Genomic DNA, 21387 nt, shown 5'->3' with positions numbered 1-21387 from the left:
ATCTTATACTTTTCCCAACCAAAAGTCAAGCCTCGTATGAAAGTAATTGCAAAAATTCTTCTCTTTTTTTTGTGTCCATTCTTTCAATCTCCAGAATGCTTCTCTTTTTCCTGCTCATGATAGCTTACTTCCCATAGATACAGTCCATTTGGAGAAATTGTTTTCCCAAGCTGGCCTCTCTCTTTCGCAGCTAAGAGGGCTGGTATTTCCTCTGGACGCCGCTTGCCAATTCCCACGTCCAAAAGTGCACTGACCATTATCCGCACCATATTGTACAAAAAGCCGCTTCCACGGAAAACAAATTCAATATCGTCTTCTTTCTTCCTGCAGGATGCATGGAACAATGTACGTATTTTAGAGCCTTTTACAGACGACTTTGCGGAAGAAAAGGTGGTAAAGTCATGTGTCCCCTCTAAATGCTTACAGGCAGCTTGTATGGCTTCTATATCAAGACATTTAGGAAAGTGCAATGCATAATCCCGGCGGAATACATCTGGATCTTCCCGATTCAAGACAATATAATGATATTCTTTCTGTTTTACACTGTAGCGGGCATGAAAGGCATCATTCACTCTCTCCACATGCACTATCCGGACATCATCCGGCAGAAGTGTATTCATAGCTTGTTTCCAGTTCCGTTCCGGTATCGTTAAGGGCGTATCAAAATGAATAACCTGTCCGACTGCATGGACACCTGTATCCGTTCGCCCCGATGCCTGGATACGTATCGTTTCCCCTTTATGGATTTTAGCTAAGACTTTTTCCAGTGAGCCCTGAACGGTACGGTGATCAGGCTGTACCTGAAAACCCGCAAAGCCTGAACCGTCATAAGTAATCGTGCATTTTATCCGTTCCATTTACACAGTCCCTTTCCTTTCCTTACTGTCTTAACACAAACAAGGCTGCCAGCATCAGTACAAAAGCAATCAATACAAGAATATCCTTTGTACCTACGTGCAATTCACGGAGCTTGCTTCTCCCTTCCCCGCCTTGATAACCGCGCGCTTCCATCGCCATTGCCAGGTCCTCGGCACGTTTAAACGCACTGACAAACAAAGGAACCAATAATGGAATAACTGCCATAATCCGGTCCTTCACCGGGCCTGTACGAAAATCAACACCGCGTGCCGCCTGCGCCCGGGATATTTTATCTGTTTCCTGCATCAATGTCGGAATAAACCGCAGAGAAATAGACATCATCAACGCCAGTTCATGGACCGGAAACTTAATTTTTTTCAGCGGGTGAAGCATTTCCTCCATGGCATCCGTTATTTCAATCGGTGTGGTTGTCAACGTTAATAAAGAAGTCGTCAGGATAAGCAGGAAAAAGCGTAAGGAAATCGCAAAACCTTGGATAATCCCGCCGCTGTAAATCTTAAAAAATCCCCAATCGACTACGACATTTCCTTCATTTGTAATAATTAGATGCAGAATAAATGTAAAGATAATTAAAAACCAGACGGGCAGCAATCCTTTTAATATAAACTGTAACGGTACTTTGGAATTCAGTACACAAAGCAAGGAGAAAGCAGTTAATAAGCTGTACGTCGGTACATTGTTTGCAAAAAAGACAACAATTACAAAGAAAAAGACTACCGTGATTTTGGTTCTTGGGTCTAACCGGTGGATAAAGGAGTTTCCAGGAACATATTGACCAATGATTAATGCATTATTCATCCGATTCCACCTCCAGCTGCCCCTTTATCTCATTTGCTAACTCCTGCAAGGTTTGGTGCTGATAGTTTAAAGAAGTACCGAATCGTTCATTATACTGATTCAGAAAATGAATAACCTCCGGCGTGTCCAATTGGACCTCCTGCAGCTTGTCTGTTTGTTTAAATACTTCCAGTGGCGGGCCTTCCATATATTTTTTACCGCCATTTAGAATAATCACTTTATCCGCATAAGCGAGCGCATCCTCCATGCTATGCGTTACCAATACCGTCGTCAGTTGACGCTCCTGGTGCAGCTGATAAAACATATCCATGATTTCACGCTGTCCGCGCGGATCCAGACCGGCAGTCGGCTCGTCCAATACAAGCACTTCTGGAGCCATCGCCAATACGCCTGCAATAGCTACACGCCGCTTCTGTCCGCCGCTTAAATCAAACGGAGAACGCTCTAATATTTCTGCTGGCAGTCCAACGGCAGGGAGAAGCCGCTCTATTCTGCGGTCAATTTCCTCCTGCTCCACATCAAAATTTTTCGGACCAAAAGCAATATCCTTCGAAACGGTTTCTTCAAATAGCTGATGCTCCGGATATTGAAACACCACACCAACTTTTCTTCTTAAATCACGGATATTCTTAGGCTTTCCTTCTGAACTCAGCAGGAAATCACCAATCGTTATCTCTCCCCTGCTCGGCAGGCTTAAACCATTTAAATGCTGGATGAGTGTTGATTTCCCAGAGCCTGTATGACCAATCACAGCAACAAACGAACCATCTTCCACTGTGAAAGAAATGTCTTCAAGGGCTTTGTGGGCAAAGGGACTATTCTCTTGATAAATATAACTTACATCTTTGAATTGAATTTCCATAATTCCTCCAACAACTCTTCGTGGTTTAATGCTGCTTCTTTTAATTCGACGCCCTGCTTCATCAGCTCATCAGTTAATTGTGCAACAAAGGGCACGTCCAAGCCAATTTCACGCAAGCTTTCCCGCTGCAGGAATAACTCTCTTGGTGTGGTTTCTTCCCAGATTTCTCCCTTATTCATCACAATCACACGATCTGCTTGAACAATCTCCTGCAAGTCATGAGTAATGGTAATCAGAGAAAGTCCTTCTGATTCCTGAATATCATTCACGGTATGCATAATTTCTTTTCTGCCTGTCGGATCAAGCATCGCCGTTGCCTCATCTAAAATCAATACCTTGGGAGCTATCGCTAAGACGCTGGCAATCGCTACACGCTGCTTCTGCCCGCCGGACAGCCGATGGGGTTCGGTAATTAAATAATCTTGCATACGAACAGCAGATAAGGTGCGCTGGATTCTCTCTCTCATCTCTTCTCTGGGGATTCCTCTGTTTTCCATTCCAAATGCCACATCATCTTGAACGGTTGCTCCAACAAATTGATTATCTGGATTTTGAAAGACCATTCCAACGTCTTTTCGTATATCCCAGACGGTATCATCATCTACTTTTTGACCATCGACAATAATTTCTCCGTCTTTTGGCATTAATAATCCATTCAGCAGCTTGGCAATGGTTGATTTTCCGGATCCATTATGACCGATGATGGCAACCCATTCGCCTTCATAAATCTCAAAGGAAACCTGATTTAACACAAGTGCTCCCTCTTCCTCATATTGAAAGGAAACATTCTTAAACTCTACTAGCTTTTTTCTGTCCATCCAGACACCCCCTTCTCCTGTTTTTTTATTATGTAATTTGTTTTTTCTATTATGGTTATTATTTTACCCATAGCGGCGGATGAACGAAAGTATTTACTTAAACAAAAGCTGATAATGTTTAATAGTAATTCTGGCCAACGCTACGGAAATACACTACGCTTTCCACGGGCTTGCGCTCAGCCTCCTCGAAAAAGAAGACCACTTTTTCCCTGCGGAGGCATACAGGATGTATGTCAGTTCGGTGTTGCGACAGGACGTCGCGAACTTAACCGAACTTCCTTTTACGCTTTCCCGTAGGAGTCTCCGTATATTTCCTCCGCTGGGTGTTGAGTATAAAATTCGTTTTTCTCTATAAACAAAAAGACTATGGTAATATTAATCAAGATTTTTATATCAAAACTGGTGAATAATCATTTTCCAATACAAAAAAAGGGCTTGGATAACCTCTGAGAGAGATTGAGTCCTGCCCCTTGCCGTTTGTAGTAATTAAACCAACTCAATGATTGCCATTTTAGCGCCATCGCCTTGGCGTTCACCAAGTTTAAGAACGCGTGTATATCCACCTTGTCTATCTTCATAGCGCGCAGCAACATCATCAAATAGTTTTTGAATTACATTATTTTCTTCATCCGCTTCTTTGTTGTATAAAAATGCTGCAGCTTGACGGCGTGCATGTAAATCCCCACGCTTACCAAGAGTAATCATTTTATCTACAATCGATCTTAACTCTTTCGCTTTTGCTTCTGTTGTTTCAATGCGTTCATGAATGATTACATCAGCTGCAAGGTTGCGAAGAAGAGCCATACGACTATCTGTTGAACGTCCTAATTTTCTAGCCACGGACTATCCCTCCCTTTTTTGAAACTAGTCAGGTGACTGTTATATCAGTCATCATCTCGAAGACCTAATCCTAGATCCTCTAATTTTACTTTTACTTCTTCTAATGATTTACGTCCTAAATTACGAACCTTCATCATATCTTCTTCAGATTTATTTGCAAGCTCTTGTACAGTGTTGATGCCAGCACGTTTCAAACAGTTGTAAGAACGAACAGAAAGATCAAGCTCTTCAATGGTCATTTCCATTACTTTTTCTTTTTGATCTTCTTCTTTTTCAACCATAATTTCTACGTTCTGTGCTTCATCTGTCAAGCCGACAAAAATATTCAAATGCTCCGTAATGATTTTTGCACCTAGAGAAACTGCTTCTTCTGGGCGAATACTACCGTCAGTCGAAACATCCAATGTCAGTTTATCATAATTAGCGATTTGACCTACACGTGTGTTCTCTACTTGATACGTAACACGTGATACTGGTGTAAAAATGGAATCAATTGGAATGACACCAATTGGCTGATCATCAAAATTGTTTTCATCTGCCGGGCGATATCCGCGGCCTCTTTCAGCAGTTAACTTCATATGAAGGTTAGCTTTACTGTTTAATGTCGCAATATGAAGATCTGGGTTCATCACTTCCACATCACTATCATATGTCAAGTCTGCAGCAGTTACTGCTCCTTCTCCCTGAACATCAATTTCTAATGTCTTCGGTTCATCAGAGTAGATTTTTAGTGCAAGCTTTTTCAAATTAAGAATGATAGTAGTAACGTCCTCCACAACCCCATCAATCGTTGAAAATTCATGCAGTGCTCCATCGATATGAACAGTTGTTACAGCAGCACCTGGTAGTGAGGATAGTAAGATACGACGCAAGGAGTTTCCAAGTGTGGCACCATATCCACGTTCTAGCGGTTCAACTACAAATTTACCAAACATAGCATCATCGCTAATTTCAATCGTTTCAATTTTTGGCTTTTCTATCTCGATCATTTAACAAACCCTCCTTTAAAACGTCGAAACCCCGGCTAGACAACAAAGTCTAACCGAAATTCCTCAAATAGGCAGTTGGCGTTTCTGCTCTACCTAATAATCTTTTGTACAAACTGTCTTTGGAATCTGTTTATCTACACATGTAGATAACCGTATGTTTTATCAACCAGTATGACCAAGTTGATAAAATTCTATACGGTTAAATTAAACACGACGACGTTTTGGCGGGCGGCAACCATTATGAGGAACTGGAGTTACGTCAACAATTGCAGTAACTTCTAATCCAGCAGCCTGTAAAGAACGGATTGCAGCTTCACGACCAGCGCCAGGTCCTTTAACAGTAACTTCTAATGTTTTCATGCCGTTTTCGGTTGCAGACTTCGCAGCTGTTTCAGCAGCCATTTGTGCAGCAAACGGAGTTGATTTTTTAGATCCTTTAAAACCTAGAGCACCAGCAGAGCTCCAGCCGATAGCATTACCTTGTGTATCCGTGATAGTAACAATTGTATTGTTAAAAGTAGAACGGATATGAGCAATACCAGATTCTATATTCTTTTTCACACGACGTTTACGCGTATTTGTTTTACGTGCCATTTGTAAGCTTACCTCCTTACATTACTTTTTCTTGTTAGCCATTGTCTTACGTGGGCCTTTACGTGTACGAGAGTTATTCTTTGTCTTTTGTCCGCGAACTGGTAATCCGCGACGATGACGAATACCTCTGTAAGCACCGATTTCGATCAAACGTTTGATGTTCAAGGATACTTCACGACGAAGATCCCCTTCTGTAGTGTAGCTATCAATCGCTTGACGGATTCTTGTTAATTCGTCTTCCGTTAAATCACGGACACGAGTATCTTCAGAAACGCCTGCTTCTTTAAGGACTTCCTGTGCAGTAGTTTTTCCAATACCATAAACATATGTTAAGGAAATTACTACTCTTTTATCACGTGGAATATCAATACCTGCAATACGTGCCATAGAATGCTAGCACCTCCTATTTATTAGCCTTGTTTTTGTTTGTGTTTTGGATTTTCACAAATTACCATTACTTTACCTTTGCGTTTGATGACTTTGCATTTCTCGCAAATTGGTTTTACAGATGCTCTTACCTTCATCATCATTACCTCCTTTTAGATCGGAGCTCGTTTATTTATAACGGTACGTAATTCGTCCTTTGGTTAAATCATACGGAGAAAGCTCAACCGTAACTTTATCGCCCGGTAAAATGCGGATAAAGTGCATACGGATTTTACCAGATACATGCGCCAATACGGTATGGCCGTTTTCAAGCTCCACTTTAAACATCGCATTCGGCAATGTATCTGTCACTGTACCTTCTACTTCAATAACATCGTCTTTCGCCATTGTGTGTGATCTCCCTTCTTCAAATCAGTTACAACCTTATCTAAATCTAGGATAAAGCTTTCGTTTCCTTTTGTGACAAGCCAGTCTTGATATGCTGCTCGCTTATCTTCCGGGAAACATTGAACGTACATCTGGCGCTCTATCATCAGAAGATGATTTATAAACGCACTGCTTGCTTCTTCCATTGGCCAGCGTAGGACAACCGGCCGTTCACAACCGAGATATCAATTGTACTGACCTGAATCACTATCCTGCATCATACGTACAAATTGACCCTTGCTTTTAGAAAATCAATTTGTTAACGTATATCAGCTCTCACCATCACCTAGGCAATTGTTTGTTTTATATCAAAAGGTTGATGAACCAATTTTTTATCGTGTTTGATAAAAGCATTACACATTATCTCACCTATTATAACTCGCAGACCTAAGTTTTGCACTTATTCTGTCTGCTAAAAGGGGTGACTTATTTATCCAAAATGGATTCAATATCGGAGAACACATCGTTAATATCACGATCACCGTCCACCTTCAAAAGATATCCTTTTTCTTGATAAAAATCAAGTAATGGCTGTGTTTGCTCTACGTTAACGGCTAACCGTTTTTTCACCGTTTCAGGTTGATCATCATCTCGCTGAATTAACTGGGAGCCATCTTTATCACAAATACCTTCTGTTTTAGGAGGGTTATAAACAACGTGATAAGTTGTTCCGCAAGTCGGACAAATTCTCCGTCCAGTTAAACGCTCTACCAATTTTTCTTCTGGTACATCCACATGTATACAATAGTCGATGGTTCTATTCAAATCAGCTGTCAATTCTTCAAGTGCTTCCGCTTGAGCAATTGTGCGCGGGAATCCATCTAATAGGAAACCTTCTTTACAATCGTCCTTTGCTAAGCGCTCTTTGACTATACCGATGGTTACTTCATCTGGAACAAGATTTCCTTGGTCCATATATTCCTTTGCTTTCTTGCCAAGATCCGTACCTTCTTTAATCGCCAGTCGGAACATATCCCCCGTTGAAATGTGAGGGATGTTATATTTTTCTTCGATTTTCTCGGCCTGGGTACCTTTCCCGGCACCAGGTAGCCCCATTAAGATTAAATTCATTCTTTCCCCTCGCTTTTGTAGGCAGGAAATTTACTTAATAAACCCTTTATAATGTCGCTTTACAAGCTGACCTTCTAATTGCTTCATGGTTGTTAATGCAACACCGACAACAATGATCAAGCTCGTACCGCCGATTTGAACTGTCTGCGGAAGATTTGCAAGACCGCCCAAGATAATTGGGAACACAGAAACAGCTGCTAAGAATAATGCACCAACAAAGGTCAATCTGCGAATCACCCTTGTTAAATATTCTTCTGTATTGTGCCCCGGACGAATTCCAGGAATGTAGCCGCCCTGTCTTTGCAAGTTCTCGGACATTTGTTCTGGATTGACCTGAACAAATGTATAGAAATAGGAGAAAGCAATGATCAGTGCAACATAGATTATCATACCTACAGGTTGTGTGTAATCAAAAACGTACGTTACGATATTTGCTACTTGATTTCCTTCAAAAAATCCAGCAATGGTCGTAGGTGCAATCATAAAGGCAATCGCAAAAATAACTGGAATTACCCCTGCTGCATTTACCTTGATTGGCAGATGCGTTGACTGTCCGCCTACTGGTGTACGATTAACTAACTTTTTCGCATACTGCACTGGAATTTTACGCAATGCTTCGTTTACGAAAATAATTCCAACCGTCACAGCAATAACCACTAACACAATTAACGTTACAATAACGATATTGATAAACAATTCACTTCCCGGGTTCGAGAAATATTGATTGTATATTTGGCCAGCGCCGTTCGGAATAGCAGCAACGATACCGGCAAAGATAATGATAGAAATACCATTACCTACACCGTGAGCAGTAATCTGTTCACCTAACCACATTAGAAAAGCTGTTCCGCCTGTTAATACGATAGCAATCGTTAAGAATTTGATGACGCCAGGATCCTGAATCAGTAATCCCCCTGCCATGGCATTAAAACCGATGGACATAGCAATTGCCTGAACAAATGCTATACCGACAGCCGCATAACGTGTGACCTGAGCGATTTTCTTTCGACCCATTTCTCCTTGCTTCTTCCATTCAGCAAACTTCGGAACAACATCCATTTGCAACAACTGCATGATAATTGATGCGGTGATGTAAGGCATGATCCCCATCGCAAAAATAGAGAAGTTTTCTAACGCCCCACCGCCAAACGTATTTATGAAGCCAAACATATTTTGCTGGCTCATCATAAATTGAATTGCTGATTGATCTGTAAAGGGCACGGTAATAAACGTACCAATACGGAATATAATAAGCATTAGCAGTGTAAATATAATTTTATTTCTTATATCTTTCACACGTAAAAAATTGGAGAGTGTCTGAAACAAATTAGATCACCTCAGATTGACCGCCCGCTGCCTCAATTGCTTCTTTCGCAGATGCAGAGAACTTATGAGCTTTTACAGTCAGTTTCTTTTCTAATTGACCTTTTCCAAGAACCTTAATTCCAGCATTCAATTTGCTTACGACACCAGTTTCTAATAATAGCTCTGGAGTAACTTCAGTTCCTTCTTCAAAGCGATTAAGTGTATCCAGGTTCACAATTGCATATTCTTTACGGTTGATATTTGTAAAACCGCGCTTCGGCAAACGTTGGAATAAAGGCATTTGACCACCTTCAAAACCAAGTCTTACACCGCCGCCAGAACGTGCTTTTTGACCTTTATGTCCACGACCAGAAGTTTTTCCGTTACCTGAAGAAGTTCCGCGACCTACACGGTTTCTTTCTTTACGAGTTCCTTCTGCTGCTTTTAATTCATGAAGTTTCATGCGAGCACCTCCTCTTCACAATAAATTTATTAAACTTCTTTAACTGTCAATAAGTGGGACACTCTGTTAACCATACCGCGAACGGCTGGAGTATCTTCACGTACAACCGATTGACGAATTTTCTTTAACCCTAACGCTTCAACAGTTTTACGTTGAACGTCACTGCCTCCGATAACACTGCGAGTGAGGGTTATTTCTAATTTTTTAGACATAGTGATTCCCTCCTTATCCTAACAGTTCTTCAACAGACTTTCCACGTAATTTCGCTACGTCCTCAGCTGTTTTTAAATTAGTTAAACCGTTCAATGTAGCACGGATAACGTTAATTGGTGTGTTGGATCCTAATGATTTTGTCAGGATATCACCTACACCAGCAAGCTCTAAAATCGCACGTACTGGACCACCGGAGATAACTCCAGTACCTTCAGAAGCAGGCTTCATCAATACGTTACCAGAACCAAACTGACCATGGATTTGGTGTGGAATGGTTGTGCCTACGATTGGTACAGTAATTAAGTTTTTCTTCGCATCATCTACTGCTTTTTTAATAGCTTCAGGTACTTCTTGTGCTTTACCAGTACCGAAACCTACATGACCGTTCTTGTCACCTACAACTACTAATGCTGCAAAGCGGAAACGACGTCCACCTTTTACAACCTTTGCAACACGGTTGACCGTAACAACACGTTCTTCAAGATCTAATTTGCTCGGATCAATATTCGTAATCATTATAGATGGTTACCTCCTTTTACTTTTAAAATTCAAGGCCTTCCTCGCGAGCTGCCTCTGCTAAAGCTTTGATTCGTCCATGATATAAATAACCACCACGATCAAATACAATAGATTTATATCCTTTGTCAATTGCACGTTTTGCAACAGCTGCCCCAACTGCTTTCGCAGCGTCGACATTGCTTCCGTTGATTTCAAGCTCTTTATCAACTGTAGAAGCACTTGCCAGGGTTACACCATTGACATCATCAATCAATTGAGCATAAATGTTTTTGTTGGAACGATACACATTCAAACGTGGACGTTCTGCAGTTCCTGATAATGTTCTGCGTACACGGTTGTGACGCTTTTTACGGATAACATTTTTGTCAGGCTTTGTGATCATCTGGGTCACTCCTTTCTCGGGCTAAAAAACTTACTTAGCAGTTTTACCTTCTTTACGACGTACATATTCATCCGCATATTTGATTCCTTTACCTTTATAAGGCTCTGGCGGGCGGATTGCTCGGATATTAGCAGCAACTGCTCCTACTAACTCTTTATCGATACCTTTAACAACAATTTGTGTGTTTTTAGGTACTTCGATTTCAATACCGTCAATTGGGTCAAGTTCAACAGGATGTGAATAACCAGCGTTAACAACTGTTTTGTTTCCCTGCTTTTGAGCACGGTAACCAACACCGTTGATTTCCAATGATTTTTCAAAACCTTTACTTACTCCAACTACCATGTTATTGATTAAGCTGCGAGTAGTACCATGCAGTGCTCGGTGTTCTTTATGATCACTCGGGCGCTCCAAAGTTACGATATTACCCTCAACGTTAACTTTAATATCTGGATGAAAATCTCTTGTTAATTCACCCTTTGGTCCTTTAACTGTCAGTGTAGTTCCGTTGAATTTCAACTCTACACCTTCTGGAATTTCAATAGGCTTAAGTCCGACACGAGACATTCTCTGCACCTCCTCTGATAAATTATAGTTCTTACCAAACGTACGCTAGTACTTCTCCGCCAACTGCCTGAGAACGAGCTTCTTTGTCAGAAAGCATTCCGTTAGAAGTTGATACGATAGCAATGCCAAGTCCGTTCAATACACGTGGTACTTCATTTGCTTTAGCATATACGCGTAAACCTGGTTTACTGATACGTTTGATTCCTGTGATAACTCTATCTTCGTTTGCACTATATTTTAAGAAGATACGTAATATACCTTGTTTGTTATCTTCAACTAACTCATAATCCTTCACATAGCCTTCACGTTTCAGGATATCAGCGATCTCTTTTTTAATTTTAGAAGCAGGAAGCTCTAATTGTTCATGTTTAACCATGTTCGCATTACGAATGCGAGTAAGCATATCTGCAATTGGATCTGTCATAACCATTACTAATTACCTCCTTCCCGAATCGGGGATTACCAACTTGCTTTTTTGACACCAGGAATTTGACCTTTATAGGCAAGTTCACGGAAACAAATACGGCAAAGTTTAAATTTACGAATTACTGAATGCGGGCGACCACAGCGTTCGCAACGAGTGTACTCTTGTACTTTATATTTTTGCGGGCGCTTTTGTTTCGCTATCATAGATTTTTTAGCCAAAATTTTCCCTCCTTGTATTAGCTCACGACTACTTTTGGAAAGGCATGCCCAGCCCAGCTAAAAGTTCACGAGCTTCTTCGTCAGTGTTAGAAGTTGTTACAATAACAATATCCATACCACGAACTTTATTGACTTTATCGTAATTAATTTCTGGGAAAATCAACTGTTCTTTCACACCTAAAGTGTAGTTTCCACGACCATCAAATGCTTTTTTAGAAATACCGCGGAAGTCACGTACACGTGGAAGAGATACAGCAATCAGTTTTTGCAAGAAGTCATACATGCGTTCTCCACGCAAAGTAACTTTTGCACCAATTGGCATTCCTTCACGAAGACGGAAACCTGCGATGGATTTCTTAGCACGAGTAATCAATGGTTTTTGACCAGAAATTAAAGCTAATTCTTCAACAGCACTATCCAATGCCTTAGAGTTTTGTACTGCGTCACCAACACCCATGTTGATTACGATTTTCTCTATTTTAGGTACTTCCATTACGGAATCATAATTGAATTTATTCATTAAAGATGAAGTGATTTCATCGTTATACTTTTGTTTTAATTCGTTCATGTGTTAGCCCTCCTTTCACAGAAAAACTTATTTATCTAATGCTTCACCGGATTTTTTTGCAATACGGATTTTTTTACCATCTTTTATTTCATAGCCAACACGAGTTGGTTCTCCGGACTTCGGATCGATTGGCAATACATTAGAAACATGAATTGGAGCTTCGATATTCAAGATTCCGCCTTGCGGATTATCTTGAGATGGCTTCGCATGTTTTTGGATCATGTTCACACCTTCTACTAATACGCGCTCTTTTTTCGGAAATGCTTCTAATACAGTGCCTTCTTTACCGCGGTCTTTGCCGGATAACACTTTGACTTTATCACCTTTTTTTACATGCATGCTTTACGCACCTCCTTGATGAGGAAATTTCTTCTTATAAAACTTCTGGAGCTAGAGATACGATTTTCATGAATTGAGCCTCACGTAATTCACGTGCAACAGGTCCGAAGATACGAGTTCCTCTTGGACTTTTATCATCACGGATAATTACGGCAGCATTTTCATCAAAACGGATGTAAGAACCATCTTTACGACGAGCACCAGATTTAGAACGTACAATCACTGCCTTTACAACGTCGCCTTTCTTGACAACGCCCCCTGGTGTTGCTTGTTTGACCGTGCAAACAATTACATCACCAATGTTGGCAGTTTTGCGACCGGAACCGCCTAATACTTTAATGGTTAATACTTCACGAGCACCAGAGTTATCTGCAACCTTCAAACGAGTTTCTTGTTGAATCATAACACTGTGACCTCCCTTCGGATACCTTCCGAGCGAACTTTATTAAATAATTACCGCTTCTTCTACTACTTCTACTAAACGGAAACGTTTTGTAGCTGATAGCGGGCGAGTTTCCATGATTTTTACAACATCACCAGTTTTTGCAACATTGTTTTCATCATGTGTTTTAAATTTCTTAGAATACTTAACACGTTTTCCATAAAGCTTATGGAATTTGTAAGTTTCAACTAAAACTGTAATAGTTTTATCCATTTTGTCGGATACAACACGACCAGTATAAACTTTACGATCATTACGTTCAGACATTGAGGTTAACCTCCCCTCTGGAATCTTTAGTTATTTGCACTTAGTTCGCGCTCGCGAACAACGGTTTTAAGACGAGCAATTGATTTGCGTACTTCACGGATACGTGCAGTGTTTTCCAATTGACCAGTAGCTAATTGGAAACGTAAATTAAATAACTCTTCTTTCAACGTTTTAACATTTTTTTCAATTTCGGCAGTGGTTAAATCTCTGATTTCTTTAGCCTTCATTGCTTTCACCACCAATTTCTTCACGTTTTACGAATTTCGTTTTAATAGGTAATTTATGTGCTGCAAGTCGAAGTGCTTCACGAGCTACCTCTTCAGATACACCTGCAATTTCAAACATAATTTTACCAGGCTTTACTACTGCTACCCATCCTTCTGGAGCACCTTTACCGGAACCCATACGAACCTCTAAAGGCTTTGCAGTGTAAGGTTTGTCTGGAAAGATTTTGATCCAAACTTTACCGCCACGTTTCATGTAACGAGTCATTGCAATACGCGCTGCCTCGATTTGGCGGCTTGTAATCCAAGAAGCGTCAAGTGCTTGTAAACCATATTCTCCGAAAGAAACAGTTGTACCGCCTTTTGCTTGGCCTCTCATTTTACCACGATGTTGTCTACGATATTTAACACGTTTAGGCATTAACATAGTAATGAGCCCCCTCCCTTATTTATCGGTTTTTGTTGGAAGGACTTCTCCACGATAAATCCATACTTTAACACCTAATTTACCATACGTAGTATCAGCTTCTGCTGTACCATAGTCAATGTCAGCACGTAAAGTATGAAGTGGTACTGTTCCTTCACTGTAATGTTCTGCACGAGCGATGTCCGCACCGCCTAGACGTCCAGATACTTGTGTTTTGATTCCTTTAGCTCCAGCACGCATCGCACGTTGGATAGCTTGCTTTTGAGCACGACGGAATGAAATACGATTTTCTAATTGACGAGCAATATTATCAGCAACAAGTGCTGCATCAATATCTACTTTTTTGATTTCAACGATATTGATATGAACTCGTTTGCCAGTTAAGTTGTTTAAAGATTTACGTAAAGCTTCAACTTCGGATCCGCCTTTACCAATGACCATACCTGGTTTGCCAGTATGGATAGTAATGTTTACACGGTTTGCTGCACGTTCAATTTCAATAGAAGAAACAGCAGCCGTTTTAAGACGTCCTTCAAGATATTCTCTGATTTTAATATCTTCATGCAGTAAGTCTGCATAGTCTTTCCCAGCGTACCATTTAGACTCCCAGTCCTTAATGACACCTACGCGAAGACCTGTTGGATTAACTTTTTGACCCACTGACTATCCCTCCTTCTTTTCGTTTACCACAACTGTGATGTGGCTGGTACGTTTATTGATTCTGCTTGCACGTCCTTGTGCACGTGGACGGAAACGTTTCAAAGTAGCTCCTTCGTTCACATATGCTTCAGATACTACTAAATTGTCTGCATCCATTTCATAGTTGTGCTCTGCGTTCGCAACAGCAGAATTTAATACTTTTTCTACGACTGGAGAAGCTCCGCGCTGTGTATGTTTTAAAATAGCGATTGCTTCGCCAACCTCTTTTCCTCGAATTAGATCTACAACTAAACGAACCTTACGAGGAGCAATACGAACTGATTTCGCAACGGCTTTAGCTTGCATGCCTGGTACCTCCTCTCATTTAACGTCTTGTTTTTTTATCGTCACCAGCGTGTCCTCTGTACGTACGAGTTGGTGCGAATTCACCTAATTTATGACCGACCATATCTTCCGTGATATATACTGGCACATGCTTACGTCCATCATATACTGCAACGGTATGACCAACGAATTGCGGGAAAATTGTTGAGCGACGAGACCAAGTTTTTATTACTTGCTTCTTGTCTTCTGTGTTCAATACTTCAATTTTCTTCATTAGATGGTCATCTGCAAAAGGTCCTTTTTTCAAACTGCGACCCATGGATAAGCCTCCTTCCAGGGATTAGAGACGGGTGCTTTAGCCCGCCCGTTTTTCCGTTTATTTTTTACGTCTACGAACGATATACTTATCAGATGGTTTATTACGTTTACGTGTTTTGTAACCAAGTGTTGGTTTGCCCCAAGGTGACATTGGTGATTTACGTCCGATTGGCGCGCGTCCTTCACCACCACCATGCGGGTGATCATTAGGGTTCATAACAGAACCGCGAACAGTTGGACGGATACCTTTCCAACGGGAACGACCAGCTTTACCTACACGGATGAGTTCATGTTCAATGTTACCGACTTGACCAATTGTAGCACGGCAAGTTGTTAATACTAAACGAACTTCTCCAGAAGCAAGGCGTACAAGTGTATATTTTTCTTCGCGTCCCAAGATTTGAGCTTCTGCACCAGCAGAACGAGCAATTTGGCCTCCGCGTCCCGGTTTTAATTCGATATTATGGATAACAGTACCTACTGGAATGCTTCCAAGCGGTAATGCGTTACCTACTTTAATATCTGCATTTTCACCAGATTCAATTACTTGCCCTACTTTAACATTTTTCGGAGCAAGGATATAACGTTTCTCCCCATCAGCATAATGGATTAATGCAATGTTTGCTGAACGGTTAGGATCGTATTCGATTGTAGCAACGCGTCCTGGCACACCATCTTTATCGCGTTTGAAGTCGATAATACGATATTGGCGCTTATGACCGCCGCCGTGATGACGAACCGTTAATTTCCCTTGATTGTTACGTCCACCACGTTTAGATAATGGAGCTAAAAGGGATTTCTCAGGGGTATTCGTAGTAATCTCTGCAAAGTCTGATCCAGACATATTACGTCTACCATTTGAGGTTGGTTTATACTTTTTAATCGCCATCGTTGTCCCTCCTTTTAGTTTGGAATATATTCATTCGTATGATTAAGCCTCAAAGAAATCTAAATCTTCGCTATCTGCCGATAACTGAACGATAGCTTTTTTACGGTCTGGACGATATCCACCGTAGCGGCCCATTCGCTTAAATTTACCTTTAAGGTTCATTGTGTTTACTTTTTCTACTTTCACACCAAAGATGGTTTCTACAGCATCTTTGATTTCTGTTTTGTTCGCTTTTACAGCTACTTCAAACGTGTATTTTTTCTCTGCCATTAAGTCAGCAGAATTCTCTGTAATGACAGGGCGTTTAATTACATCGCGCAAATCTTTCATTATGCGAGCACCTCCCCTGCTTTTTCAGCTGCATCTTTTGTGATGATCAGCTTGTCATGCGTAAGCAAGTCAAGTACATTTAATTCTTCTACAGTTAATACCTTTACGTTTTGTAAGTTGTTCGCAGAGCGGGCAACTGTTTCGTCTTTCTCAGAAAGAACAACAAGTGCTTTCTCTTCAACTTTAAGTCCGTTTAAGATATTTACAATTTCTTTTGTTTTTGGAGCATCAATTGTGATTGCTTCTAAAACAAACAAGCTTTCTTCTTTTACTTTAGAAGATAATGCTGACTTTAACGCTAAGCGACGAACTTTCTTTGGTAATTTATAGCTATAGCTGCGTGGAGTAGGTCCGAAAACAGTTCCACCGCCAACCCATTGTGGTGAACGGATAGATCCTTGACGTGCACGGCCAGTTCCTTTTTGGCGCCATGGTTTGCGGCCTCCGCCACGAACTTCTGAACGATTTTTAACAGCATGTGTACCTTGACGTAAAGATGCACGTTGCATAACAACCGCTTCATGAAGTACATGTGTGTTTGGCTCGATACCAAAAACAGCGTCATTTAATTCGATTTCTCCAACATTACTTCCATCCTGTTTTAAAAGTGCTACTTTAGGCATGACATATCCTCCCTTCGTTTATGTGATTAGTTACCTTTTACTGCACTCGTAATTTTTACGTAAGATTTTTTTGCACCAGGGATATTTCCTTTAATCAGAAGTAAATTCTTTTCAGTATCTACACTGACAACTTCAAGGTTTTGAATTGTTTTTTGTTCAGAACCCATATGACCTGGTAATTTTTTACCTTTGAAAACACGCATTGCATCAATTGCAGCCATCGCACCTGGAGCTCTATGAAAATGAGAACCGTGTGTTTTTGGTCCGCGTTGTTGATTGTGACGTTTGATAGCACCTTGGAATCCTTTCCCTTTAGATGTTCCTGTCACATCGATTTTTTCACCGGCTTCAAAGATATCAACGTTGATTTCTTGACCAACTTCATAGTTGTCAACCTCTGCGCCACGGATTTCACGAACGTAGCGCTTAGGGGCAGTGCCTGCTTTCTCAGCATGACCTTTCTCCGCTTTGTTTGTACGTGATTCCTTTTTATCAGCAAAACCGATTTGCAACGCTTCGTAACCATCATTTTCTAATGTTTTCTTTTGCAACACAACATTTGCCTCAGCTTGAACAACTGTTACTGGTACAAGTTCTCCATTTTCAGAGAAAAGCTGAGTCATGCCGATTTTACGACCTAAGATTCCTTTCGTCATCCGTTACACCTCCTGTATTTAAAACGAATTATAATTTAATTTCAATATCTACACCAGATGGAAGATCTAAACGCATCAGCGCATCAACCGTTTTTGGTGTAGGCTCAAGAATATCGATCAGACGCTTGTGCGTACGCATTTCGAACTGTTCACGAGCATCTTTGTACTTATGAACCGCACGCAACACTGTATAAACAGCTCTTTCAGTCGGCAATGGAATCGGACCAGACACTTTTGCTCCGGAACGTTTTGCAGTTTCCACAATTTTCACAGCAGACTGATCTAAGATGCGGTGATCGTATGCTTTTAAACGAATTCTGATTTTCTCTTTTGCCATCATTTTCCCTCCTTCTCGCCTATATTATTATAGACATTCTCCGCGAAAATTCCTTAACACACCGCCATGGCAAAGGGGCCGGGTGTGCCAACAACCTTCCGCATCATCGCATTAATTGGTCAACTACATTAGTATAACAAATATCTTTGACCTTAGCAAGCTTATACATAGCTATCTACAAGTTTGCACATTTTTATATTATACATAGCATCCAGTATGATTGCAAGCTTATTTTAAAAGTTTTTTTATTTCCTTATATAATATCAGAAATTCTGCTTGTTCTTGCGCTAAATACTTTTAAATAAAACAATGAATAAGCGGAATCGGCTGTTTTACCGTTCCGCTTCACAATCTTATATAAACTTTCCGTTATAATAGTAGAAACCCGATCGCAATCGGAATAAAGGTAAACAGCAGAATCATGACACAAAAGCCCATAATATCCCGAATCTTCAACCCGGCAATGGCGAGTACAGGCAGGGCCCAAAATGGCTGTATCATATTTGTCCAGGCATCTCCCCAGGCAACTGCCATGGCTGTTTTTGCTGTATCGGCTCCAATTTCAAGCGCTGCTTGTATCATAATAGGGCCTTGGACAGCCCATTGTCCGCCGCCGGAAGGTACTAACGCATTAACCAAACCTGCGCTGAGAAAAGTGAAAATAGGCAGTGTATATTCGGTTGCGAAACTGACAAACCATAATGAAATCTTATCTGATAATCCAGATGCCACCATCATCCCCATTATTCCAGCGTAGAATGGAAACTGTATAATAATTCCGCCGGCGTTCTTCACACCTCTCCCTACCGTATCCAGAAACCGTCTTGGTGTTCTGTGAAGAAGGATTCCCAAGAAAAGAAAAATAAAATTGACGATATTGATATTTAGGTCAAATCCATTGGCAACGAAATGATACCCAATAAAAAGGAGTCCCATCATGCCAATCAGAAAAGACAAGGCCTGACTGTTCTCCAGCCTTTCTGCGGGTGTTACCGACTGAGGAACTTCCGCTTCCGTTTCCTCTCCGGATTCTTCCTTCCATAATGAAGGATCGATTTTACCTATAGGATCTGCTCCCTTTAATAAGTACCGATTAAAAAGCGGAAGTGTAATTAATAAGGTAATGACAATAAACAGATTAAATGAACTGAACAATGTCTCTGTTACAGGAATTATTCCAATAGCATCTTCTAAAAAATGCCCTGGTGTGGCAATGAGCAGCGGTACCGACCCGGAAAAACCGCCATGCCAGATGACCATACCGCTGTAGGCGCTGGCAATCAATATCCGATAGTCCACTGCAGGAACCCGCTTTGCCACATGAACAGCAAATAATGCTCCGACAACAAGTCCAAAGCCATAGTTTATTAAACAAGCAAGCAAAGCAACGAATGTTACCAGCATCACCGCTTGCCCCGGTGTTTTTGCCGCTCTGCTGAGTTTCGCTAAAAAACCTTTCACAACAGGTGTACTTGCTAAAATATACCCTGTCACAACCACCAGTGACATTTGCATTCCAAATTCAAGCAGGTCCCAAAAACCCTCTCCCCAATACGTTATCATTTCCACCGGGCCGCTACTTGTTATAGTGACACCCAGTAAGTAAACCAAAATCGTTAAAATAACAGCAAATAAAAATGCATCTGGTAAATATCTCTGTACCACCCTGTCAAAGAATCTTGTTAAAACTTTCAATCGAGCTCCCCCCTTGTATGCTGCTATATTATCAATCGAAACGCTCTTCCAACAGCATCACCGTTTCGGTTCTTTCTATAATATATTATGACATACCGTTTCTTTAGCACGACTTCTTATGAATAAAACTTCCAGCAGCCAAGTTTTCATTCTGCTCCTTTCACAGAATTCAAAACGTATACGATCACAACCCGGCTGTTGGATTTGTGTTTTATCTATCCCTCTAGTAGATGCCCAAAGACGCTAAAATGATTGCGGCCGCTGTTGCTAAAACTGGAATAGCTACCGCTACTACAAAAATATCCTTATAGCTGTCTTTATGTGTCATCCCTGTAATGGTAAGCAACGTTAGCACTGCACCATTATGCGGCATCGCATCCAGTCCTCCCGAGGAAAGAGACGCAATTCGGTGGAATGCTTCCGGAGCAATACCTGTACTGAGTGCCAGCTCATAATATCTCTCCCCTAAAGCTTCCAAGGCGATACCCATCCCGCCTGAAGCAGAGCCTGTGGAGCCGGCTAAAACATTTACTGCAATGGCTTCAGAAATTAAGGGGTTTCCTTTCACCCCCATTAACAGCGCCGTCAACCGATCAAAGCCCGGCACCGCCTGAACAACCGTACCAAACCCAACAGCAGCGCTGGTATTTACAATGGCTGTAACAGAGCCTACTGCGCCACTATTAATTGCTTTCACAAACCCTCTGAATTTCGTAATATTTAATAGAAGCAGCAGAATAATTCCGGACAATAAAGCAATCACAATATCCCATTGAAAAATATTCAACGTTACCACAACGGTGACTAACGGTAAGATAGATAATATAAAATGAGGCGCGGTCCCTTCTACCTGTACGATTTTATTATCTTTTGGCTCGGTATAGCCCTCCCCTTTTGCAGTCAGCTGCTTTTCTCTCCATCGCATGTAACCATAACCGCCAACAGCCATAATAACAGCTGCTGTTATCCCCATAACCGGAGCTGCCATCGCATTCGTATTAAAATACGGAACCGGAATTAAGTTTTGAATTTGAGGAGTCCCGGGAATAGCTGTCATCGTAAATGTAAAAGCCCCTAATGCGACAGTACCCGGAATCAGACGTCTGCTGATATTCGCCTCCCGGAATAATGTCAACGCTAATGGATAAACAGCAAACACGACAACGAATAAACTGACCCCTCCATAGGTTAAAACCGCACAGGAAACAAGCACCCCCAGTATAGCCCGTTTCGTGCCAATTACCTTTGTTAATGCAATAGCAACGGACTTCGCCATCCCTGTGTCTTCCATCAACTTGCCAAAAACTGCCCCCAGCATAAACACAGGAAACCATTGCTTAGCAAAATTAACAAACCCGCTCATATATGTGTCTGTATATGCCTCTAAAAGATCCAGACCTCCAGCGAGTGCCACTACTCCTGCTGCAATGGGCGCTACCCAAATAATAGACCACCCTAAATAAGCAAGAACCATCAGCACAACTAAGCCTAATATAATTCCAAACATGCATACCCCTCCATTTCTCTCTT

The 21387-nt window shown here is 41.2% G+C and carries 35 protein-coding genes; all 35 read right to left on the bottom strand.

The genetic code is table 11. The annotated features are described in order from the left end of the window. Positions 1–83: 83 nt before the first annotated feature. The 35 genes from truA to ACZSMY_RS19580 all read right to left on the bottom strand — a co-directional run bounded on the left by truA (position 84) and on the right by ACZSMY_RS19580 (position 21364). Entirely contained in the window at positions 84–857 is a 774-nt protein-coding gene (truA, locus tag ACZSMY_RS19750) for a tRNA pseudouridine(38-40) synthase TruA (protein WP_465148216.1), read from the bottom strand. Positions 858–879: 22 nt separating this feature from the next. Further along, a complete protein-coding gene (locus ACZSMY_RS19745; RefSeq protein ID WP_193064176.1) occupies positions 880–1677 on the bottom strand; it encodes an energy-coupling factor transporter transmembrane component T family protein in 798 nt (265 codons plus the stop codon). Further along, positions 1670–2539, bottom strand: coding sequence for an energy-coupling factor ABC transporter ATP-binding protein (locus tag ACZSMY_RS19740; protein ID WP_465148215.1), 870 nt, complete (start codon positions 2537–2539; stop codon positions 1670–1672). Before ACZSMY_RS19740 ends, ACZSMY_RS19745 begins: the two co-directional genes overlap by 8 nt. Then, on the bottom strand, positions 2515–3357 hold the full coding sequence (locus ACZSMY_RS19735; protein ID WP_465148214.1) for an energy-coupling factor ABC transporter ATP-binding protein: 843 nt from the start codon (positions 3355–3357) through the stop codon (positions 2515–2517). Before ACZSMY_RS19735 ends, ACZSMY_RS19740 begins: the two co-directional genes overlap by 25 nt. A gap of 486 nt (positions 3358–3843) precedes the next feature. Beyond that, positions 3844–4197: a 50S ribosomal protein L17 gene (gene rplQ / locus ACZSMY_RS19730; RefSeq protein WP_042530831.1), complete on the bottom strand. Its 354-nt coding sequence runs from the start codon at positions 4195–4197 to the stop codon at positions 3844–3846. A 44-nt stretch (positions 4198–4241) separates the two neighbouring features. After that, entirely contained in the window at positions 4242–5186 is a 945-nt protein-coding gene (locus ACZSMY_RS19725) for a DNA-directed RNA polymerase subunit alpha (protein WP_042530829.1), read from the bottom strand. Positions 5187–5390: 204 nt separating this feature from the next. Beyond that, complete coding sequence (gene rpsK, locus ACZSMY_RS19720) at positions 5391–5780, bottom strand: 30S ribosomal protein S11 (protein ID WP_042530827.1); 390 nt, start codon at positions 5778–5780, stop codon at positions 5391–5393. A 21-nt stretch (positions 5781–5801) separates the two neighbouring features. Beyond that, entirely contained in the window at positions 5802–6167 is a 366-nt protein-coding gene (gene rpsM, locus ACZSMY_RS19715; protein ID WP_042530825.1) for a 30S ribosomal protein S13, read from the bottom strand. Positions 6168–6190: 23 nt separating this feature from the next. Then, positions 6191–6304, bottom strand: a complete 114-nt coding sequence (rpmJ, locus tag ACZSMY_RS19710; RefSeq protein WP_010095733.1) for a 50S ribosomal protein L36 — start codon at positions 6302–6304, stop codon at positions 6191–6193. 31 nt (positions 6305–6335) lie between these two features. After that, positions 6336–6554 (bottom strand): translation initiation factor IF-1, encoded by a 219-nt coding sequence (infA, locus tag ACZSMY_RS19705; RefSeq protein ID WP_040985051.1) that lies wholly within the window; start codon positions 6552–6554, stop codon positions 6336–6338. A gap of 465 nt (positions 6555–7019) precedes the next feature. Further along, the gene (locus tag ACZSMY_RS19700; protein WP_042530822.1) at positions 7020–7664 is read right to left on the bottom strand and encodes an adenylate kinase; all 645 of its coding nucleotides are present in this window, start codon (positions 7662–7664) and stop codon (positions 7020–7022) included. A gap of 30 nt (positions 7665–7694) precedes the next feature. Continuing rightward, a complete protein-coding gene (gene secY, locus ACZSMY_RS19695) occupies positions 7695–8990 on the bottom strand; it encodes a preprotein translocase subunit SecY (RefSeq protein ID WP_042530819.1) in 1296 nt (431 codons plus the stop codon). A 1-nt stretch (position 8991) separates the two neighbouring features. Further along, positions 8992–9432: a 50S ribosomal protein L15 gene (rplO, locus tag ACZSMY_RS19690; protein WP_042530817.1), complete on the bottom strand. Its 441-nt coding sequence runs from the start codon at positions 9430–9432 to the stop codon at positions 8992–8994. A 29-nt stretch (positions 9433–9461) separates the two neighbouring features. Continuing rightward, positions 9462–9644, bottom strand: coding sequence for a 50S ribosomal protein L30 (rpmD, locus tag ACZSMY_RS19685; protein WP_042530815.1), 183 nt, complete (start codon positions 9642–9644; stop codon positions 9462–9464). 13 nt (positions 9645–9657) lie between these two features. Then, complete coding sequence (gene rpsE / locus ACZSMY_RS19680) at positions 9658–10158, bottom strand: 30S ribosomal protein S5 (RefSeq protein ID WP_139089182.1); 501 nt, start codon at positions 10156–10158, stop codon at positions 9658–9660. A gap of 28 nt (positions 10159–10186) precedes the next feature. Further along, the gene (gene rplR, locus ACZSMY_RS19675; protein WP_042530812.1) at positions 10187–10546 is read right to left on the bottom strand and encodes a 50S ribosomal protein L18; all 360 of its coding nucleotides are present in this window, start codon (positions 10544–10546) and stop codon (positions 10187–10189) included. Between the two features lie 30 nt (positions 10547–10576). Then, positions 10577–11113, bottom strand: coding sequence for a 50S ribosomal protein L6 (gene rplF / locus ACZSMY_RS19670; protein ID WP_042530810.1), 537 nt, complete (start codon positions 11111–11113; stop codon positions 10577–10579). A 31-nt stretch (positions 11114–11144) separates the two neighbouring features. Then, complete coding sequence (gene rpsH, locus ACZSMY_RS19665) at positions 11145–11543, bottom strand: 30S ribosomal protein S8 (protein WP_042530808.1); 399 nt, start codon at positions 11541–11543, stop codon at positions 11145–11147. Positions 11544–11572: 29 nt separating this feature from the next. Further along, positions 11573–11758, bottom strand: coding sequence for a type Z 30S ribosomal protein S14 (locus ACZSMY_RS19660; RefSeq protein WP_010652082.1), 186 nt, complete (start codon positions 11756–11758; stop codon positions 11573–11575). Between the two features lie 28 nt (positions 11759–11786). Next, entirely contained in the window at positions 11787–12326 is a 540-nt protein-coding gene (gene rplE, locus ACZSMY_RS19655) for a 50S ribosomal protein L5 (RefSeq protein WP_042530805.1), read from the bottom strand. A gap of 27 nt (positions 12327–12353) precedes the next feature. Next, positions 12354–12665 carry a 50S ribosomal protein L24 gene (rplX, locus tag ACZSMY_RS19650; RefSeq protein WP_042530803.1) on the bottom strand — a complete coding sequence of 104 codons (312 nt, stop codon included), beginning with the start codon at positions 12663–12665 and terminating at the stop codon, positions 12354–12356. Positions 12666–12699: 34 nt separating this feature from the next. Continuing rightward, positions 12700–13068, bottom strand: coding sequence for a 50S ribosomal protein L14 (rplN, locus tag ACZSMY_RS19645; protein WP_040985075.1), 369 nt, complete (start codon positions 13066–13068; stop codon positions 12700–12702). A 42-nt stretch (positions 13069–13110) separates the two neighbouring features. After that, entirely contained in the window at positions 13111–13374 is a 264-nt protein-coding gene (gene rpsQ, locus ACZSMY_RS19640; protein WP_042530801.1) for a 30S ribosomal protein S17, read from the bottom strand. Positions 13375–13400: 26 nt separating this feature from the next. Then, on the bottom strand, positions 13401–13601 hold the full coding sequence (rpmC, locus tag ACZSMY_RS19635) for a 50S ribosomal protein L29 (RefSeq protein ID WP_042530799.1): 201 nt from the start codon (positions 13599–13601) through the stop codon (positions 13401–13403). Beyond that, the gene (gene rplP / locus ACZSMY_RS19630) at positions 13591–14025 is read right to left on the bottom strand and encodes a 50S ribosomal protein L16 (protein ID WP_042530797.1); all 435 of its coding nucleotides are present in this window, start codon (positions 14023–14025) and stop codon (positions 13591–13593) included. Before rplP ends, rpmC begins: the two co-directional genes overlap by 11 nt. Positions 14026–14043: 18 nt before the next feature. Further along, positions 14044–14685: a 30S ribosomal protein S3 gene (gene rpsC, locus ACZSMY_RS19625; RefSeq protein WP_042530795.1), complete on the bottom strand. Its 642-nt coding sequence runs from the start codon at positions 14683–14685 to the stop codon at positions 14044–14046. Positions 14686–14688: 3 nt separating this feature from the next. After that, complete coding sequence (rplV, locus tag ACZSMY_RS19620) at positions 14689–15030, bottom strand: 50S ribosomal protein L22 (protein ID WP_042530793.1); 342 nt, start codon at positions 15028–15030, stop codon at positions 14689–14691. A 19-nt stretch (positions 15031–15049) separates the two neighbouring features. Continuing rightward, positions 15050–15328 (bottom strand): 30S ribosomal protein S19, encoded by a 279-nt coding sequence (gene rpsS, locus ACZSMY_RS19615; RefSeq protein ID WP_042530791.1) that lies wholly within the window; start codon positions 15326–15328, stop codon positions 15050–15052. Between the two features lie 57 nt (positions 15329–15385). Next, the gene (rplB, locus tag ACZSMY_RS19610) at positions 15386–16216 is read right to left on the bottom strand and encodes a 50S ribosomal protein L2 (RefSeq protein WP_042530789.1); all 831 of its coding nucleotides are present in this window, start codon (positions 16214–16216) and stop codon (positions 15386–15388) included. Between the two features lie 42 nt (positions 16217–16258). Beyond that, positions 16259–16546 carry a 50S ribosomal protein L23 gene (rplW, locus tag ACZSMY_RS19605; protein WP_042530787.1) on the bottom strand — a complete coding sequence of 96 codons (288 nt, stop codon included), beginning with the start codon at positions 16544–16546 and terminating at the stop codon, positions 16259–16261. After that, entirely contained in the window at positions 16546–17169 is a 624-nt protein-coding gene (gene rplD / locus ACZSMY_RS19600; RefSeq protein WP_042530785.1) for a 50S ribosomal protein L4, read from the bottom strand. Before rplD ends, rplW begins: the two co-directional genes overlap by 1 nt. A gap of 26 nt (positions 17170–17195) precedes the next feature. Next, positions 17196–17825, bottom strand: a complete 630-nt coding sequence (gene rplC / locus ACZSMY_RS19595; RefSeq protein WP_042530784.1) for a 50S ribosomal protein L3 — start codon at positions 17823–17825, stop codon at positions 17196–17198. 28 nt (positions 17826–17853) lie between these two features. After that, positions 17854–18162, bottom strand: coding sequence for a 30S ribosomal protein S10 (gene rpsJ / locus ACZSMY_RS19590; RefSeq protein WP_042530782.1), 309 nt, complete (start codon positions 18160–18162; stop codon positions 17854–17856). Between the two features lie 369 nt (positions 18163–18531). Next, positions 18532–19857, bottom strand: a complete 1326-nt coding sequence (locus tag ACZSMY_RS19585; RefSeq protein WP_193064173.1) for a short-chain fatty acid transporter — start codon at positions 19855–19857, stop codon at positions 18532–18534. A gap of 223 nt (positions 19858–20080) precedes the next feature. Continuing rightward, a complete protein-coding gene (locus ACZSMY_RS19580; protein ID WP_256705469.1) occupies positions 20081–21364 on the bottom strand; it encodes a GntP family permease in 1284 nt (427 codons plus the stop codon). Positions 21365–21387 lie beyond the last annotated feature (23 nt).

The organism is Oceanobacillus sp. B139/18 (genome assembly GCF_055524595.1).
Note: the sequence above shows the minus strand (reverse complement) of the source record. Positions and strands in the feature narration are given on the sequence as shown.

Bases quoted from the DNA above. Each gene is read 5' to 3' on its own strand.
- rplP (WP_042530797.1), bottom strand. From the start codon at position 14,025: ATGTTAATGCCTAAACGTGTTAAATATCGTAGACAACATCGTGGTAAA.
- rplF (WP_042530810.1), bottom strand. From the start codon at position 11,113: ATGTCTCGTGTCGGACTTAAGCCTATTGAAATTCCAGAAGGTGTAGAG.
- rpsS (WP_042530791.1), bottom strand. From the start codon at position 15,328: ATGGGTCGCAGTTTGAAAAAAGGACCTTTTGCAGATGACCATCTAATG.
- rpmC (WP_042530799.1), bottom strand. From the start codon at position 13,601: ATGAAGGCTAAAGAAATCAGAGATTTAACCACTGCCGAAATTGAAAAA.
- rplW (WP_042530787.1), bottom strand. From the start codon at position 16,546: ATGAAAGATTTGCGCGATGTAATTAAACGCCCTGTCATTACAGAGAAT.
- rpsH (WP_042530808.1), bottom strand. From the start codon at position 11,543: ATGGTTATGACAGATCCAATTGCAGATATGCTTACTCGCATTCGTAAT.
- ACZSMY_RS19745 (WP_193064176.1), bottom strand. From the start codon at position 1,677: ATGAATAATGCATTAATCATTGGTCAATATGTTCCTGGAAACTCCTTT.
- rplX (WP_042530803.1), bottom strand. From the start codon at position 12,665: ATGCATGTAAAAAAAGGTGATAAAGTCAAAGTGTTATCCGGCAAAGAC.
- ACZSMY_RS19725 (WP_042530829.1), bottom strand. From the start codon at position 5,186: ATGATCGAGATAGAAAAGCCAAAAATTGAAACGATTGAAATTAGCGAT.
- ACZSMY_RS19700 (WP_042530822.1), bottom strand. From the start codon at position 7,664: ATGAATTTAATCTTAATGGGGCTACCTGGTGCCGGGAAAGGTACCCAG.
- rplE (WP_042530805.1), bottom strand. From the start codon at position 12,326: ATGAACGAATTAAAACAAAAGTATAACGATGAAATCACTTCATCTTTA.
- rplC (WP_042530784.1), bottom strand. From the start codon at position 17,825: ATGACGAAAGGAATCTTAGGTCGTAAAATCGGCATGACTCAGCTTTTC.
- ACZSMY_RS19735 (WP_465148214.1), bottom strand. From the start codon at position 3,357: ATGGACAGAAAAAAGCTAGTAGAGTTTAAGAATGTTTCCTTTCAATAT.
- rpsQ (WP_042530801.1), bottom strand. From the start codon at position 13,374: ATGTCTGAACGTAATGATCGTAAAGTTTATACTGGTCGTGTTGTATCC.
- ACZSMY_RS19740 (WP_465148215.1), bottom strand. From the start codon at position 2,539: ATGGAAATTCAATTCAAAGATGTAAGTTATATTTATCAAGAGAATAGT.
- rplB (WP_042530789.1), bottom strand. From the start codon at position 16,216: ATGGCGATTAAAAAGTATAAACCAACCTCAAATGGTAGACGTAATATG.
- rpmD (WP_042530815.1), bottom strand. From the start codon at position 9,644: ATGTCTAAAAAATTAGAAATAACCCTCACTCGCAGTGTTATCGGAGGC.
- ACZSMY_RS19580 (WP_256705469.1), bottom strand. From the start codon at position 21,364: ATGTTTGGAATTATATTAGGCTTAGTTGTGCTGATGGTTCTTGCTTAT.
- rplV (WP_042530793.1), bottom strand. From the start codon at position 15,030: ATGCAAGCTAAAGCCGTTGCGAAATCAGTTCGTATTGCTCCTCGTAAG.
- rpsM (WP_042530825.1), bottom strand. From the start codon at position 6,167: ATGGCACGTATTGCAGGTATTGATATTCCACGTGATAAAAGAGTAGTA.
- truA (WP_465148216.1), bottom strand. From the start codon at position 857: ATGGAACGGATAAAATGCACGATTACTTATGACGGTTCAGGCTTTGCG.
- rplD (WP_042530785.1), bottom strand. From the start codon at position 17,169: ATGCCTAAAGTAGCACTTTTAAAACAGGATGGAAGTAATGTTGGAGAA.
- rplO (WP_042530817.1), bottom strand. From the start codon at position 9,432: ATGAAACTTCATGAATTAAAAGCAGCAGAAGGAACTCGTAAAGAAAGA.
- rplR (WP_042530812.1), bottom strand. From the start codon at position 10,546: ATGATCACAAAGCCTGACAAAAATGTTATCCGTAAAAAGCGTCACAAC.
- rpsJ (WP_042530782.1), bottom strand. From the start codon at position 18,162: ATGGCAAAAGAGAAAATCAGAATTCGTTTAAAAGCATACGATCACCGC.
- infA (WP_040985051.1), bottom strand. From the start codon at position 6,554: ATGGCGAAAGACGATGTTATTGAAGTAGAAGGTACAGTGACAGATACA.
- rplN (WP_040985075.1), bottom strand. From the start codon at position 13,068: ATGATTCAACAAGAAACTCGTTTGAAGGTTGCAGATAACTCTGGTGCT.
- rpmJ (WP_010095733.1), bottom strand. From the start codon at position 6,304: ATGAAGGTAAGAGCATCTGTAAAACCAATTTGCGAGAAATGCAAAGTC.
- rpsK (WP_042530827.1), bottom strand. From the start codon at position 5,780: ATGGCACGTAAAACAAATACGCGTAAACGTCGTGTGAAAAAGAATATA.